Genomic DNA, 17,353 nt, shown 5'->3' on the forward strand with positions numbered 1-17,353 from the left:
TCTAAAATCCACCTTTCATTAAATACTGCCTACTCTTCATTAAATCGATTAACGGCTCCTGTAAATGCGAGTCATGCTCGACGAAAATCCATCCTTTATATCCCAGCTTTACTGCCGTATTTAAAATTTCTATATTATCGAGTCCGATATTACCTTCACCCAATCCGCAAAATCGTCCCCGTTCCTGCCAACGTTCAGCGTCCGGATTTAACAATAGCCAATCCTTAACATGAATAACTTGAATACGATCAATGTACTTCTTGACAATTTCAACGCCATCTCCACCCATTGCAGCAAGATGTGCCGTATCGAACACCAACCGATTCTTAGGGCATTCCTTTAAAAATTGTTCCAGTTGTTCTTGTGTTTCCACCAACGTGCCCATATGATTATGCAGTGCAGGATGAATCCCCCATTTATGGCAAACCTCGGACATCTGGTTAGCCTGTCTGCAAAAAACATCGAATTGTTTGCTCTCTAACACTTGGGTCCATACATAATCTTTGCCTAATCCAGCCGTCCATTGAATAGACAACTCCACACTAGGTCCCCGGACTGTCGTAACATTCATTCCTAACTGTCGCAAATGAGCTACCTTCATCACAGCTTCTTCTGGCGTATAGACCGTCAACCTTTCAATGCCGTCAAATCCTATTTCTTTTAATTTCATGCATCTTTCAATAAAGTCGAAACAACCACCATCCCAAACATTCATCCCGTAGTCCGCAATACCAACTTGCAATACCAACACTTCCCTTTCATATTTAAGTAATAGTAGTTAACCGGCAGAGCATACATCCTCTACCGGTCAACGATGTGCAAGCTATTGTTTACGTAGCCCTACATGCCGTAAATCTCAACTTCGGTAAACGCGTTCCATAAGGTGACCGAGTTTCCATGACCAACAATTCGTACGTAGCGGGCTGAGCCAACATCGGTAAAATCGAACTTCAGAAGGCCGTTGTTAAATGTACTCTGTAACCTTGTCGCTACTGGCGTGAAGTTGACATTATCCGTCGACGTCTCGATGTCGAAAGTAGCTGTCCTGACGTCGCCGTTATAGAAAGCCATTTGAACGAACGCTACTTGTTTATTGGACCCCAGGTCGTATTGGATCCACTGAGGATCGCCGAGAGCGGACCAGCGGGTATCCAAGGAGCCGTCTATCGTATTTGCAGGCACATTGCCGTCATGCGTACTGGCCGTCACCGCATTGGCAGCTACGGCCAATTTCGCTGGAGGAAAGTAGATCTCCACTTCGTTGAAGCTGTTCCACGTGCTCGCGGTGTTCATATGACCTACAAGCCGCACATACCGAACAGGAGAAGTATCCGGGAGTTCAAACGTTTGCAGCGCATTGGTCTGCGCACTCTTGATCCCTGCATGTGCCGTCGTGAAGTTCACACCATCGAGCGATGTCTGAATATCGAACGTAAACGTTTTTAACGATCCTTCGAAGAATGCGATCTTAAGAAGGTCTACCTGTTTGTTCGAACCAAGGTCATATTGGATCCACTGTCCGTCGCCGTCCGAAGCCCAGCGGCTCGTCAATGATCCGTCCACCGTATTGGCAGGTATATTCCCGACTTGATAGGTGCTTGCCGTTACCGCCGAACCAGGAATCACTACTTTCAACGATTGATTGAGCTTACTGCCGCCTCTCCACGCCGACAATTTATCCCATATCGTGCCGTTCAATTGTTCCGGGATGGCGATGTTCGTGACAGCGCCTACCCCCTTGCGATCCTGCAGCTGCTGCAAATACAAGCTTCTCGGAATAACTGGAACCCCGTAAGATTCCCAGAAGCCCGCGCCAGTCTGGGTGCCGCCAACAGAGCCGATCCCCCAATTTCTCGCGCCGAGCGGACTATCCACCTTCATTTCACTGCTTGCCACACTGTTCCAGAACATCGTCTGTGCCCCTGCCCAGCCGTGGCCGGTTCCGCTTCCCCCGCGATTCTGTACTCGGATTTCCGATCCTTTGATGTTATCGAACAACAAGCCTGTTGCATAGCGTTGATGAGGACCGATATCGTCACGGCCATTTTCAGACAAGCTGTCCAGAAACACATTCGGCCCCGCAACTCTCGGACCGGATACAAAAGCATGCCTGTCGTATTGCGTGTACAAGCGCTGGAACAAATTGCTGCTGGAAGTAGGATAAGCAGCATTGAATGCGTATCTCCTTCCGCCTTCGGTCGTCGATTTAGGGTCCAGATAAGCGCTATCCTGCACGGTAATCCGCGTTGCATAAGCGTTAAGCGATACGGTGGATAAGCCGTAATATCGGGCAGTAACGCCGGAAACCCATGAATCCTTCACATATCTCATTTTGATGGCTTCCCAGCCATGATTCTCGTCCGTACTGCTGGCAAACGTCGATTCAAACCGGATATCTTCAATTCCAACCTGACTTATGCGTCCGGGGTCGTTGAATTTGACGATATGCCCTCCGCCGTATTTGGTTTCCATCGCTTGCACGATCGGAGCATCGATCGTAATCGAATTGCCGTTGATCGCCACAATTTTGCGTTCGTATTGAACCGTATACTCCGTCGTTGTCCAGCCCCATTGAGCCATGTTCAAATCGTTAATCCACGTGTCGTTCGGCGTGCGCACGACAAAAATTTGATCGCCTACAGCATATCCCGCGGTGGAAGCAACATTGAACGTTCGCGCACCTGTCGGCACATAGGCAGTCGTTATGTTCTGTTTGGTTGCGGTTACTTCTACTACACCGGTTTCAGTAACCTCGCCGACGTAAAAAAAGTTGGATTGCAGGCCTGTATTCAGATCTTTGATGATCGTTCCGCTCAGCCCTTGTCCCGCTCCGCGCAGGACAACTCCGCTCGCGATGATGGATAGGTTGCCGATAACGTCGTATGTCCCGGCATTGAGATGAACGGCACCTCTAAAACCGTTTGCATCCAGAGGCAAGCCTGAAACGTAATCGATCGCGTTCTGAATGTTCAGCCTGTCATCACCGTCTATCGGATTGATGGTGATTTTGGCCGGAACGTAAGGAATCGGCACGCCGCCGCCCATATACCCCGCGTACGAAAAGTCGGGAATCGTGTTGACCGCATTCGTCTGACCCTGGTTGGCGTATGGCTCGTAAACCAATTTCCCGTTTTGCAAATAGACCAACGAGCTCGATGCGGCTGACGCAGCAGGTACGATACCCACCAATGTCAATGCGGCAACCATTAGTCCAGCGAACCTTTTTTTCGAAAATAGTTTGTTAGGTCTCATCCTAATTCCCTCCCATGAATAACATATACCGCATAAATTCGGGACTGGCACAATTTTTAAAACAATAGCCTTTAAGGAGCCGTTCGTCCTGTTTGATGTTGATTTTCCACCCCCTACATAGGCTGGGATTTATAGTCATAGGAGCGTATCCCTATATTTACTATAACGGTGGGGCTCTTCTTTGGGGATGACTCGATTTAAGATATAATTGACTTGATTTCAGATGTTGATGTCGAGCCCGAAGAAAACCAATAGGAGCTTTCCGCCCTGTCAGGAAGATGACGGGAGGAAAGCTCCATCTTATGATTAAATCAATTGTTCGCGAACCGCGTCCAAGGCATAGAGGCTAACTGGTGCCGTTTCTCTTAATATTTGATCAGTTTACCATCTTTGAACAATTGGGTCGCTTCCTTGATCACTTCTTCGCCACCGCGTTTTTTGTATTCCTTAACATAGTCGTCGAAAGCGTCCACCGGAAGCTGTCCCAAGAAAATCTTGGCTGCGTATTCGTAGAACAGATCGTTATTTTTCAATTCTGGAACTTTCTTGTACGCCGTCAAATCGCTTGGCACCTTGTAGGCATGATAGCCTTCCTTAGGTGCTACATTGGCAAGAAAATCCTTGAGCACCTTGCCGTTCGGATCGAGATCGATCGTATTCTTGTTGAAAGTAGAGTCGCGGACAAACCTTAAAGTGGATAAGAACGTATACTCGTTAAGCTTATCGGTTTCGGTTGGAAGCTTGAAGTTTTCTTTTGTCTCAAATCCGTAGCTTAAAAAAGCTTGAGCGTCCTCGGTGGCGAGCCAATCCAAAAATTTCAAAGCGCGAAGCGGCTCTTTAAAGTTCTTGTTAATATAAATGGATGCGGAAATAAGCGGACTGACCGGAGCTCCCGCCGCCCCCCTCGGACCCTTGAGCGCTGGGATAATGATGAACTCACCGTCAGTTACATGTGCCTTCAGTCCCTCGTTCCAATCCCTGAATGATGAAGGAACATGAGTGAACATGCCCACTTGACCGGTTTTGATCTTATTGGTCCAATCCGTCGAGGAGGTCGTTAACGTTTCCGGATCCATCAAGCCATCTTCTCTCAGCTTTCTGTTGAAAGCAAGCGCTTCCTTCATCTCCGGCCGAATCGTGTCTGGAACCATCTCATTGTTCACGACATTCCAACGATTCGTGGCCACGCCGAACGGATAGATGAATGTGCTCGTATAACTCCATTTCTCGCGCCCGCTGTAAGGATATTTCATTCCGTTTTGTTTGAACACCTTCATTACTTGTACAGCCTCATCGAGCGTAGTCGGCGCTTTCAGATTATACTTTGTCAGCAAATCTTTGCGGATATACAGCGATTCATTAAGCCCGTTGCTTAAATAGGCTACGGGAACGCCGTACTGCTTGCCTCCTACTTTCTCTTGCTCCCATGCTTCCTTAGGGATGGCTTTCATCAGGTTCGGCAGCTCCGCCTTATGCTTCTCTAGCAGCTCGTCCAGCTGCATAAAAACCCCGGAATTGACCGCAACAGCTATATTAGGCGAAGTGGTGTCCCCGGCATCCAACACTAGGTCAGGAATAACGCCGGAAGCAAACATTAATTGCATTTCCTGAGCGTAATTTTTGTGGCTTTTCACCTTAAAGTCCAGCTCCACATTCGCACGTTTATTAATTTCCTGCACATACTTATCGTTCGCCAAGTTTCCTACTTTTGTAATATAAGGATTGTCGCCGCCATTAATGGACATCGAAAACTTTAATGGCGTTGCCGCGGCGGTGGGGCTTGCAGATTGCGGTGTAGTATCCCCCCCAGTCGTCTCATTTTTTCCGCTGCACGCTGCAAGCAGCACGGTCACCAATAGCATGGCGGCCAGCATCTTTACTTTTTTATTTCTCATTGAGATCCTCCTTTTTTTGGCAAATATGTGTAGGCCTTTCGACCGGATCACCGCAGTTCTACTCTTTAAGCGAGCCTAATGTTGCACCTTGAATGAAATACTTTTGCAAAAACGGGTAAATGAGCAAAATCGGCAAGGTTGCAACTACGATTGTCGTCATCCTAATGCCTTCCGGCGATAGCTGAATCATTTCCGGAATATCCGGAACTACGGTAACGTCCGAAACGATCATCATGTACAGTTTCACCTGCAGCGTAATCATATCGGGACTTTGCAAATACACGAGAGGACCCTGCAAATTGTTCCAATTGCCAACCGCATAAAATAAGCCGATGGCAGCCAATGACGCTTTGGACAGCGGAAGCACCATCCGCATCAATATTCCTAATTCCCCGCAACCGTCGATTCGGGCGGCATCCATCAGTTCCTCGGATAAATTTTTGAAAAACGAACGCAGTATAAAAAAGTTAAAGCTGCTAATCGCACCTGGAATCATTACAGCCCATAAGGTATCGAGCATGCCTAGTTGTTTTACAAGCAAAAAGTTAGGGATTAGCGGAGCCGAGAATATAAGCGTGATCATGATCATGAACAAAATAAGCTTGCTGTGCTCGAATTCTTTCCTGCTGGTAGGGTAAGCCAATAGGCAAGTCATAACCAAATTGATTAGCGTACCCACAACAGTAATGATTGTAGAGTTATAAAACGCCCTAATGATACCTGAATCAGACAGCACAGCTCTATAGTTGAGCAAATTGAAATCGATAGGCCAAAACCATACGGTGCCGGTTTCGATCGCCTTAGCACTGCTAAGCGATTGCGCGATCACTTTGATGAAAGGCATGACCATTGCCGTGCAAAGGATCGTAAGGGCTATATAGACGAATGTCATAAACAGCTTTCTCGATAATGAGATTTTCATAAGGTTACCCGCCGTTTCCCTTAGTACAGGCCTTCGCCTGTTGTTTTTTTACTCCAATGGTTAAAGAAAAGTACCAGGATAAGTCCCACGATCGCCTTGAATAGCCCGATGGCCGTCGCGTAGCTGTATAATCCTTGCGTAAGCCCGACTCTATAAACGTAAGTATCAAAAATATCGATTTTCCCTTGATTGGCTCCGTTCATAAATACCCATACCCGGTCAAAGCCGAAATCGAGAAAATGACCAATCTTCATTAGGAATAGCACACTGACTACCGGCATAATCGTAGGGAGTGTAATGGAAAATACTTGCCGAAACCGTCCCGCTCCATCAATGCTCGCTGCCTCGTACAAACTAGGGTTCACGCCTGCCAACGCCGCCAAATAAATAATGGTACCCCAGCCCACTTCCTTGTAAATTCCTGCTGCGACTACGACACTTCGAATAAATGCGTTTTCTACGAGAAAATAAATTGGCGTCCCACCCAGTTCTACTATGATTTGATTGATCAACCCCGTGGTGGGCGACAACAATTGACTGGTCACTAATCCTCCAATAACGACCCAGGAAAGAAAATGAGGCAAATACAGGAGTGATTGAATCGTACGCTTGAACATCATTTGCGAAACCTCATTCAATAATAAAGCAAGTACGATAGGAGAAGTAAAACCGATCAATAGGTCATAGAAATTAATAACCAGCGTGTTGGTCAACAGTCGATAAAAGTCTTTGGAAGAAAACAAAATCTCAAATTGTTGAAAACCGACGAATTCGCTTCCAAATATCCCTTTATACACGTTAAAATCTTGAAAAGCGATCACAATACCTAGCATAGGAACATACTTGAACAAGATATAATACACAATTCCCGGCAATACCATCCAATATAGCGCCGGATGCCTCCTGATTGCGTGGAACAATTGGTATCTTCTTACTGCAGCTGCTCTTCCTTTATAAGCCGTTACTTTCGCTCTGTTCGACATGAAAAAACCTCCGTTAAGTTGACAGGGAGCGTAACCCCTATATCTACTATAACGGAGGAACTCTTTTTTGAAGATGACTTGAATTAAGATATGATTGACTTGATTTCAGATGTTTTGGGCGGTTCCAAACGAACAATTGCGATGACTGTTGTTCCTTCGCCTTCACTTCCACGCAATAATAGTCCGTAAGAATCCCCGTATTTCAACCTGATTCGCTTATGCACATTGACTAATCCGATCCCAAGGTTCGCCCCATCCAGTTGATCCACGAACGTAGATTCCATCACCGCTTCCCTCAATCCACGGCCATTGTCCTCCACAGATACAAGAAGCAATTCACCTTGTGCTTGGCATCGTATGAGAATTTCGTCTGATTCTTTTATCGTTGGAAACGCATGCTGAAAGACGTTCTCGATGAGAGGTTGAAGCATCAGTCTAGGCACAATATAACCTTCGAAATCGGCGGTTTCCCAACGAATCATAGGCATGCGGGAATGCCGATGCTTTTGAATACACAAATAATTATGGACATGTTGAATTTCCTCTTGCAGCTGTACAGGCTCGCCCAAATCTTTAATCGAATAACGGAACATATGTGCCAATGCCTCAATCATATCCTGAATGGATGTTTGGCCGGCAATGAGTGCATAATTATTAATCGTGCCGAGCGTATTGTATAAAAAATGCGGATTGATCTGCATCTGAAGAGCGTGGTATTCCGCTTCTTTCCGAGCAATTTCGTCCTCACGGTGTTTCAATTCCGCTTTATAGACCGTTTCAATAAGTTCCGAGATTCGAGTGACCATGCCGTTATACGTGCTTATTAAACTGCCAATCTCGTTACCAGGCAGCGCTGTACCTTCTATTCGGACGAACCGCTCTTGTTCAACTTCCCTCATCCCTGCCTTCAGACGAATGAGCGGTCTTAAAATAGAGCGGGTAAACGTGAAAAAACAAATCAAAATAACTGGAATGATAAGGATTGAAAACGTCCATATCGAGTTGCGAAGCTTCGTTATCGGCGCTTCGAAAGTAACAACCGGTACGGTTGCGATTACGCGCCACCCGGAGTATTTGGAAGCGGAATAAACATGGACCGTTTTGTCCCCTTTGTCAGAAGTCGATGTAAAATGACCTCGTTCTCCGGCAATGAGCCGTTGGGAGTTGGAGGCTTCAAGCCGAGTACCGATTAAAGAAGTATCGGGATGATATAAGATTTGTCCCGACAAATCCACAATCCATAAGTAGCCGTCCTTTATATCTTCGCGTTTCCAAGATTTCAGCAGCTCATCCAGCACAATATCCGTGAACAAAACACCCTTAACCGTATAATCGTTTTTACCAAGAACCACTCTACCCATGGAAATGTAGAAGGCCCCCCCAGGGCTCACCTGAAATACTTGAGAGGCGATAATCTTAGTCCCGTTATTTTGTGAATATTGGGCCGTAAGCGCTGGTGCCCGCCGCAGGATCGATTCTTTGCGTGACAATGCCTCCCCATCCATCGCGTGCCGGTTTGTTGCGTAGAACATTCCGGTATTACCGACAATATTCAAATTATTCACAATGGGAGACTGCAGTATGAAATCATGGAATGGCGTCTCAGATTCAATCCAGCTGGTGAACCGCACCTTTTCATAATAGGCGTCAGCCGGCTGTTCCACAAAACTCCTAACCTGTTCGGAATTCGCCAAATAAAGCGTAAGCGTATCATAGTTTTCAATAACATCGTCCAGTTGCTGACTGACATCCGTAACTACCTTCTCTAAAAGCTCCGATACAAGCGTGCTAATTTGATCCGTTGCTCTGTAGTAGCTGAATCCGGTAATAATGACTAATGGGATGAAAATGACGACAATCATGGCCAAAGTGAATTGTTGGAACAAGCTTTTCTGGGACAGCCACCGGATCATAAAGAGCCTCCCTTGCGATATTCCGTAGGCGTTTGCTCGGTTTCCTTTTTGAAAGTACGAATAAAACCGGCCACATCGTTATATCCGACCTCATAGGCAATTTGCAAAATAGGCTTATCCGTTTTGAGTAAAAGCTCCTGAGCGCGCTGCATACGCAATTGGGTTCTGTAAGTCACATATGAAATCCCCGTCTTTTGTTTGAACCACTGGCTGAAGTAAGGAGCTGAATAGCCCAATGAGGACGCCAGTTCCTCCAGAGAAATTTCTTTATTGTAATGTTCACGGATATACAACTGCGCATTGTAGATCAACTTTTGATGGTCCGAGTAAGCATGTAGTTTCATGGCTTCGCATATAGCGTTCAAATCCTCAACGACCCAGTTTATTAGTTCCTCTAACATCTGACCTTGAAAAGGCAGCAACGGTATATCCATCGCTCGTTCCAGCTTGCCCCCCGCCCGCTGTAATAATGCTACGTGAAAAATGCCGTGCCATATCATGCACAAAGAAGGAGGGGCGTAACGCAAACATTCAAGCCACTTTACTTCCGCCTCTACCCGTTTCTCTTGATGATCCTGCACGACTGCTTCCGTCCATGCATCCGCAATTTCTCTCCACTCGGATGTCGAAATTCCGTTCGGATGACCAATCTCCGCTAATTTGCGCAACATTTGACGAAGGGAAGCCGTAAACTGCTCCCTGTTAAGTGGTTTCAGCAAAAAATCCTTCACACCGTACCGCAGCCCCTCCCTTGCATAAGCAAATTCATCATGACCCGATACAATCATACATGGGACCAACGGAAATTGCTCCGACAACATACGGCAAAGCTCCAAGCCCGTCATATCAGGCATCCGGATGTCCGTAACGATTAAATCTGCACCAAATTGCTGCAACAGCCTAATAGCCTCATGGCCTCCCGTGGCTTCCAGAATAGAGCGAATCGGAATGTCCGAATGCTCTAGCATATATTTCATCCCTTTAAGCATCATTGGCTCATCATCTATAAGTAAAATCGTATACATCTTCATGAAGCCCCTTTGCGGTCACCCGACAATGACAGGATGAATTTCCATTTCATTTTCCCAATAGTATCTGTAGGCTATAGCATTTTTCCAGAAGCATTATAACATGTAGACGCTTTCAAAAAAAAGCTCATTTTTCTTACTACGCCAATCTGAAGATTGGAAATGTCTTTTGCGGATCAGAATAACATTATTCATTACCAATCGGAATCACCATGTTCCAGGTCTCCGTAGCTTGTTGGAAGCCACCTGGCCCGTCTGCCGTAGCTGCAAACAAATGGGTCGGTTTGCCGTTCTCAAATAGTAGAAATGGACGCTCCAAGCTCCCCATCGTCTGAACCACCCCATCATCCCAAAGTACGGTGCGAGAATAAGCTTTAGGATTCGATTGAAGCATCCAGTCGATCCCATTCGGCGAGAAGGCATGAATGCCGCAATGTTTTTCACCACAAAGTGTGCCGTCCATGTCTTTCGCAATCAATTCGTAACCTTGACTTGTTTTCCAAACGAACGGGTCTTCAAGATGGAAGGTTTCTGGAGGAAAAATCGGTCCTTCTAATTGAACTTGATATGGCCCCATGTAAGTGTCTCCTCGCGAGGCGCCGATCGTCATCTCTCCATGCTTATAACCCTCATAACTTCTGGCTTTATAAATAAGTAGGATGGACCCGTCCGGATTTAGGCATGGAGCAGGATTACTTGTGAGAAAACTATCAAAATGGCCTGGCCGAGTCGGTTGGATGGGTGTATCGTAACGTTGCCAAGGACCAAACACGCTATTTGACGTCGCTATGCCAATTCGTTTATTGGAACGCCCCACAATCGTACGCGGATCATCTAGGGTTAACTCTTCCCCTATGACATCCGCGAACGGATGAGTGGAACCCATATAATACAAAACATACGTATGACCAATTTTCATTATGTGAGGATTGTGCGTACTCCGTCCATCCCAGTATTCCGCTCCTCTAGCTGGAAGGACGACTTCCTCAAACGAATATGGGCCCTCAGGTGTGTACGATACCGCTCGCACTACTTCAGACGCGACAATCCATCCTGGATGCATCGGCAGTGATTTGGGCCACCGAGAAGCAAACATATGGAATCGGCCGTCCTCTCCTTTAATAACTGAACCACACCAAACCCAATAGTCTAGCATGCGAAAACCGCCATTTCTCGGGGCCGGAAGAAAGCGCTCAAACAATGACTTTGCAGTATCCATAGATTTCATTGAATATCCTCCTCCAACTGATTTTGACCCCAATAACAATTGACTTGATGTCCATATTTTTCCAACATACGTTTGGAAAATTCAATTGAGTCACCTAATGGCTCGATGGCAAATGAGTTCGATCTATACATCCATGCAATCTCCCATGCGCGAATATCTTGTTCAAATGCAACCTCGTTGAAGGCAGTCGGTTCAACAATTGACTCCTCAAGTCTATTATTGAACTGCTTCCATCTATCCAAATAATAACTTTTTAACATACCTGACCACATCTTATGAGCATAATCATCGAATGTTAACGGCTCTGGCCACCACGTCGAGATAATGGAACGTGCGTTAAATTCATATAGCGCCGTCTCATCCGCCTTGTTTCCCCAGGATTTCGCTGCTTCCATCCATCTCCCTGTTAGAAAATATGGGTTCGTTCCAACTAATTCATCTAAATCGGCGATTAGTGACTCGAATAAAATTCGATTGTGATGGAACGCAGCTTGATCACTGGCTTGAAAGGACTTGATCATTTGTAGATAGATCGGATGGGCAAGCCCGGCTAATACTTCTCTTCCGACGTCGATGAGATCATATTGAAAAGTAACGGAATCTGCTAGCCTATCGGATGCTGCCACTAATAGCTCCCATGCTTTAACGACAGTGTGGATATCATAAAAAGGGACGACAGAGCCGTTGCATACTCTAGTAATACTCAGCGCCGGTCTTGCATGGATGACGGATTCAACACTTCCATGCACATTCAATCCGGAATACACCGATTGACGCAGCAATTCCCACGCAGCCTCAGCTTGATCATGTGATTGTCCATAACGTCGTAACGTATAGCCCTTTAACCACACTTCTACCTCTATTGATTCCGTACGCCAGATCATTTCGCCAAGCAGATCGTACATAACGGGATTCTCTTCAATGGCTTCAGGAGCAAATCCAATTCCAGCCATTCTTCCTTTGCCTGGGTCATGCAATGCGTCTACTGGACCATTAGCGATACTCTCCAGATTGCCGAACATCCCATTTCTTCCACCGAAATTATGCAGCATGCACCAGATCCACGGCTTTCCGTAAAAAGCCTCCGTTCGCTTCCATACGGGCTTAACCTCAGCATAAAGATCGAGGATTAAGAGATGCTCATCAGGCAATGCTTTGACCATAGGCTCCGACAGCGTCCAGCTTTGCATCACCCATACCGCTTGAGGATCGTTCTGCAACATCGTATTACTCACTGTTGCAGCGGTTTGCATCAAATAGCTTTCTGTTGCATCTGGAGAGCTTCCTTCATGGAACAAATCCATGGCATATAAATGATCTGTTCCATATAACCTGCGCTGCTCATCGTAGAAAAATCCAGCTGCCTCGGCAAATAACGGATCGCTCGGATCGAGAAAATAAATGCCAGGCATACCAAACCAAGATTTCAGCTGTGTAATGTTTGCCTCTGGATTGATCTCTTTCAGTGATTTGGGCACATGACCATAAAATCCACACAAGACAGGGGTCATGCCATATTCCCGCTCACGTTCAATTATTCGCTGCTGAAGCAGCTTCTGGCCTTCAATCCAACTTTGCGGGAGTGGTCCGGCAATGCCATCGACGTTGCCCATATAGTGCCAAGCCAGATAACCTGGCCCTGTTAAATGATCTAACATTTGCTCATCCGTCAATCCCAAGCGTTTACCCACTGCCATCCAGACAGCTTCTTGACCGGTCATAGCCAATGGCATGTTGATCCCATGTAGTGCCATCCAATCAATCTCACGTTCCCATCTTTCCCAATCCCACCAGGTCATACTGTAATTAAATGTACAGAAATTGTATATATACCGAAATTGATAGGATGTTACTTTACGAATCTTGCCCGGAACCGTAGATAATTGATTGGGAAGAGATAATTGATTACCCGACCAAGAAATATGACAATGACACACATATTTTAAATACCAGTGCAGTGCCGATGCTAGACTAACCCCATTAGAGCCACGCAATACAATTTGGTTCCCCAAACTCTCAATTTCAAAAACATCCTTACCCTGCTCTTGCCCTATTGTTTCAAGCTCGAACTGATCCGCATGATCAGGAAGTAATCTCTTTAATAATCCTCTTACTGCTTGATTACCCAATACATCCATTTTGTTATTCCCTCCATTATGTATGTTACACTCGTGCTCTTTCTTACTAACTTTAACGGATTTGGTCTATAATGAATTTGTAGAATATCGTGAATTAAAAATTAAATAACCCATATTTTGGAGATAAAACCTATGTTAACCACATCAGACATACTGAGACAGTGCCTTTCCAATCTGCGCACCAATGTTGTAAGCGCTGCGATGACTCAAGTGCCACGAAGTTGGGGTGCACATGATTTCATTCCCCATTTGCATAAGCTCTATTTCATCAAGGAAGGGGAGGGTTGGATTCAAATCGATGATCAAGTATTTGAGCCCAAACCAGGCCAACTATTGCTTCTTCCAGCAGAAACACGTCAGTCTCTTGCTTCAATTAGCTCAAATACCTACTTGAAATATTGGTGTCATTTCTCAGCATCCATCGGAGATACCGATCTATTTCAAATGTTAGATACATCCTATTTACTTACAATTCCACAACATGAATTTCCGCTCATCGAGAACATCTTTGAAAAGCTAATTCTACAACTGAAAGAGAATCACGCTCTATCTGCTTTACTGGTTAATGCAGCCTTATTAGAATTGCTTCATTTTTTCCTGGAACGCGCAGGCGTCCACAATATGTTCAAGCAATCGCCCCTATCGTTTGAAAAATTAACGACCGTCATTCAATATATAAATCTGCACCTCTCTTTACCTATAAAGCTGGAAGAGCTTGCACTGATTATCCATGTAGAGCCCAATTATTTCGCGAAATTGTTCAAGAATATGCTTGGATTATCACCCATGCAGTATTTGAATCGGATGCGGATTGAAAAAGCAAAGTCACTTCTCATCCATTCCACCCTAAGCGTGACCGAAATTGCTGCGTCAGTTGGGTTTGAATTGCACTACTTCAGCCGTCTTTTTAAATCTCAAGAAAGCCTTTCTCCACTTGAGTACCGTATTGTGAAAACTCATCAAAGCAACATAGTGCTTTAAAAGATGATATAGAAACACCCACCGTAATACCGGAAGGCCACTGAAAAAGTCACCTTAAGGAGTCGCAGGGTGCATTGGCTGTATTCGCTGTGAATCTGAAGTGAATATTGAAACTAAAGGACTATGGTTCTCAGAACAAAAGGTCCCTAAATAAGTAAAAAGACGGCAACTACTCGATAAGTGGAGTAATTGTCGTCTTTTTATATACAAAACTAACAAATAGAAAAAACGCAAGTTTTTGAGTGGCCTCAACCAACGTTGAGAGTGGCTCTTTCCATACCTCAGCTGTCTAATTCCACATTTAAATCACAATGAAACACCCAAAAAGCCCCGTGTTAATTGGAAATCAATATTACCCTGCTGGTAGAGACGAGGCGTATAGGTATGCTCAATGACTTGTTTGACGCGCTCGAGTATACTGTTCGTCCAAGCGTTCGGATCTCCACTGAGCAGTAGATCCAGATCATTGTCATCGTTTTGCTGCATACCCGTTTCTGATGCTATTTGCAGCATAGGAACGAACGGATGCGTCTGCATCGGGCGATTACCGACTAGCGCGATAATGATCTCTACCCCAGTAGCAGCTAGGCCAGTAACCGTCTCCACCCAATGCTCCGTCGGGGTCTCCATGATGTGGAAGCCATTGCGGCGGACATGTTCCCCATACGCAATTGACGGCTGGACATTGGTCGAAGTCAATATATTTTGGCTATAAGAAGCCGTGGAAAGTAGCCCGCTGTTCTCTGGAATTACCACTAACCCACCAGCGCCAACAACCATTTGAGTCAGCTTCACCAACTGTTCTCCTTCATCATCGGAGATGGAACCATCACTTAGGATGCCAATACGCAGTCCTGCCAGACCGACTGTCTCCTTCTCAGTTACTCCAGCTGCTGCCACTTGATCGGCAAACCACGCTTCTACCTTCTCCGTCACCTTTGTAATTCCGCCGTCAAGCTGAATGCTGGCAAAACCAAGGGAGCTCGTTTCAACACCCATCTCTTCCATTAGATGGTGCATATAGTCGTTGTGGGTTTTTTCGCAGCCATGCTCCAGCAGCAAACAATGCTTCACCATCGGGTGTGTGATATAACCGATCATTGTTCGGGCATACAACTTTTCAGCTTGGCCCCCCGAATTGCCGCAGCCTTCCGTATGTGCCAAAGCCACAAAACGTGAGACCTCAGGTTGCCCAACACCCTGTTTATTCAGCTTCTGCGTTATCATATTTGCTACCTGTCCAGCACAGAGACTGGTTGGCAGGATCAAGCCGATATTGTCGCTCGCTTGGCGATCTTGATGCCGTGTGACGGAGAATTGATACGAGCTATCCAACGCATCTGTATCTTCTAGAATTTCAATTGGCTCTCCCGTTGGCGTATAGGGATGGAGCAATAGATCCAACTGACTTGCATCGTTTTGCTGCCAATTGCGCCAGATCTGCACTTGGGAATGACCCGCCTTCTCACCGACACTGCGCTGACCAGAAGCCGTTTGGATAGTCAGTTCGAAGACCTCTTTGCCGAGCTCATCCATGGACACACCTTCCAAAAATTTACCAGCGTTGACATCCATATCATTATTCAGCAATTGGTAGCGACGCGTCGTCGTGACGACCTTGACCGTTGGGACATAAGGGAAATTGGTGATTGAGCCGTTACCTGTTGTAAAGAAAATCATGTTGCAGCCGGCAGCCACCTGTCCAGCGATACTCTCGAGGTCGTTGCCAGGGCTATCCATGAAATAGTATCCGCCATCTTTCATGAGCTCCCCATATTCTGTGGCATAATCGAGGCGAGTGATCGGATCTTTCTTACGGGCAGCACCAATGGATTTGAGATAAATATTATAAAGGCCGCGAAATATATTACCGCCAGATGGATTTCCCTCTGCACTAGCACCGTGCCAAGACGTGCGCTCTTTGAAACGGTTCACAAGTTCCAAGAATTTATTGGCGGTTTCAAGGTTACGAACCTTCGACAGAATATAGGGTTCCGCGCCAATTAATTCATCGGTTTCAGCTATGCTGGCAGCGCCGCCGTAGCGCACCAATTCTTCAGATATCCAGCCAAGCAGCGGGTTCGCTGAAATACCGGAAAAGGCGTCCGAGCCACCGCATTGCAGCCCAATTTTCAGGTGGCTAATCGATTCCTCCGTCCGTTGCATCGCATTAACCGTAGGCAGCCACTCCCTGATAATCGCTTCGCCTTGAGCCAGATTCTGTTCAAAGCCGCCCTGGAGCGACACAAACTTGTGCAATACATCATCGATCGGGTAGCTGTGTTCTTGTATATACGATTCCACCATTTTGTTGGTTACCGGTTCATTGCCATAATCAACTACTAAGACGGCACCCACGTTAGGGTTCACGATAAATCCGGCGAGTGTCCGCAGCAGTAAATCCAGGTTATTAAGCTTATCCGTACTGCCCTCTGTATGCGCCACAGGTACAATCCCATCAATATGGGGATAGTTCTTCAGTTCACCTTGTAGTCGAGCGGCAAGCTGCTTCGAATAGCTGCCCGTACGCGAGGTGGTACCTAATATAACTATGTGGTTACGAGTACCCACGCCACGGGGTTCACTGCGGCGATAACCCATAAAAGTGCGAATATCTGAATAAGCGGGTGATGCTGGTGCGGGCTTAAAATTCGCCTCAGCAAAAACATATGGCGGAATTTTATCCGTAAAATTAGGCCTTGTAGGCAGTGAAAATTTCAGCTGACGCCCGCTAAGTGCATCTAACACTGCCTCATTAATCACATATTGACCGGGCTGAATCACTTGCAGAGCCACGCCAAACGGCATTTCCCAAGATAGCAGTTCAACACCGGGATCAATTGTCTTCACAGCAAAACGATGACCTTCCAAAACCGTATAATCTATGATTATGGTTTCGCCTTCATAATAAATGACGGTGCCAGCGTCCAAATTGCGCGTTGCAACAGCACAGTTATCCCCAGGTAACGGCAGTCTAGCAATTTCATCAAATTGGTAAATTTCATTCATCGAT

The 17,353-nt window shown here is 46.0% G+C and carries 11 protein-coding genes; 1 reads left to right on the forward strand and 10 read right to left on the reverse strand.

The window, feature by feature from the left end:
• Nucleotide 1: 1 nt before the first annotated feature.
• The 9 genes from L6I86_RS24665 to L6I86_RS24705 all read right to left on the reverse strand — a co-directional run bounded on the left by L6I86_RS24665 (nucleotide 2) and on the right by L6I86_RS24705 (nucleotide 13,359).
• The gene (locus tag L6I86_RS24665; protein WP_236291061.1) at nucleotides 2-742 is read right to left on the reverse strand and encodes a sugar phosphate isomerase/epimerase family protein; all 741 of its coding nucleotides are present in this window, start codon (nucleotides 740-742) and stop codon (nucleotides 2-4) included.
• A gap of 98 nt (nucleotides 743-840) precedes the next feature.
• A complete protein-coding gene (locus L6I86_RS24670) occupies nucleotides 841-3,252 on the reverse strand; it encodes a discoidin domain-containing protein (RefSeq protein WP_236291062.1) in 2,412 nt (803 codons plus the stop codon).
• Nucleotides 3,253-3,617: 365 nt separating this feature from the next.
• Nucleotides 3,618-5,147: an extracellular solute-binding protein gene (locus L6I86_RS24675; RefSeq protein ID WP_236291063.1), complete on the reverse strand. Its 1,530-nt coding sequence runs from the start codon at nucleotides 5,145-5,147 to the stop codon at nucleotides 3,618-3,620.
• A gap of 58 nt (nucleotides 5,148-5,205) precedes the next feature.
• A complete protein-coding gene (locus tag L6I86_RS24680; protein WP_236291064.1) occupies nucleotides 5,206-6,069 on the reverse strand; it encodes a carbohydrate ABC transporter permease in 864 nt (287 codons plus the stop codon).
• A 20-nt stretch (nucleotides 6,070-6,089) separates the two neighbouring features.
• Complete coding sequence (locus tag L6I86_RS24685) at nucleotides 6,090-7,052, reverse strand: ABC transporter permease (protein ID WP_236291065.1); 963 nt, start codon at nucleotides 7,050-7,052, stop codon at nucleotides 6,090-6,092.
• An 83-nt stretch (nucleotides 7,053-7,135) separates the two neighbouring features.
• A complete protein-coding gene (locus L6I86_RS24690) occupies nucleotides 7,136-8,965 on the reverse strand; it encodes a sensor histidine kinase (protein WP_236291066.1) in 1,830 nt (609 codons plus the stop codon).
• On the reverse strand, nucleotides 8,962-9,990 hold the full coding sequence (locus tag L6I86_RS24695) for a response regulator transcription factor (protein WP_236291067.1): 1,029 nt from the start codon (nucleotides 9,988-9,990) through the stop codon (nucleotides 8,962-8,964). The genes L6I86_RS24690 and L6I86_RS24695 overlap by 4 nt, the downstream gene beginning before the upstream one ends.
• A 190-nt stretch (nucleotides 9,991-10,180) precedes the next feature.
• A complete protein-coding gene (locus L6I86_RS24700; protein WP_236291068.1) occupies nucleotides 10,181-11,221 on the reverse strand; it encodes a glycoside hydrolase family protein in 1,041 nt (346 codons plus the stop codon).
• Nucleotides 11,218-13,359: an alpha-N-acetylglucosaminidase gene (locus L6I86_RS24705; protein ID WP_236291069.1), complete on the reverse strand. Its 2,142-nt coding sequence runs from the start codon at nucleotides 13,357-13,359 to the stop codon at nucleotides 11,218-11,220. The genes L6I86_RS24700 and L6I86_RS24705 overlap by 4 nt, the downstream gene beginning before the upstream one ends.
• Before the next feature lie 132 nt (nucleotides 13,360-13,491).
• Between L6I86_RS24705 and L6I86_RS24710 the strand changes: the two genes are divergently transcribed.
• Nucleotides 13,492-14,340 (forward strand): AraC family transcriptional regulator, encoded by an 849-nt coding sequence (locus L6I86_RS24710; protein WP_236291070.1) that lies wholly within the window; start codon nucleotides 13,492-13,494, stop codon nucleotides 14,338-14,340.
• A 306-nt stretch (nucleotides 14,341-14,646) separates the two neighbouring features.
• On the opposite strand, the gene L6I86_RS24715 is transcribed toward L6I86_RS24710, so the two are convergent.
• Entirely contained in the window at nucleotides 14,647-17,349 is a 2,703-nt protein-coding gene (locus tag L6I86_RS24715; protein WP_236291071.1) for a UxaA family hydrolase, read from the reverse strand.
• Between the last annotated feature and the right edge of the window lie 4 nt (nucleotides 17,350-17,353).

Source organism: Paenibacillus allorhizoplanae, from assembly GCF_927798215.1.
Taxonomy (GTDB): domain Bacteria; phylum Bacillota; class Bacilli; order Paenibacillales; family NBRC-103111; genus Paenibacillus_E; species Paenibacillus_E allorhizoplanae.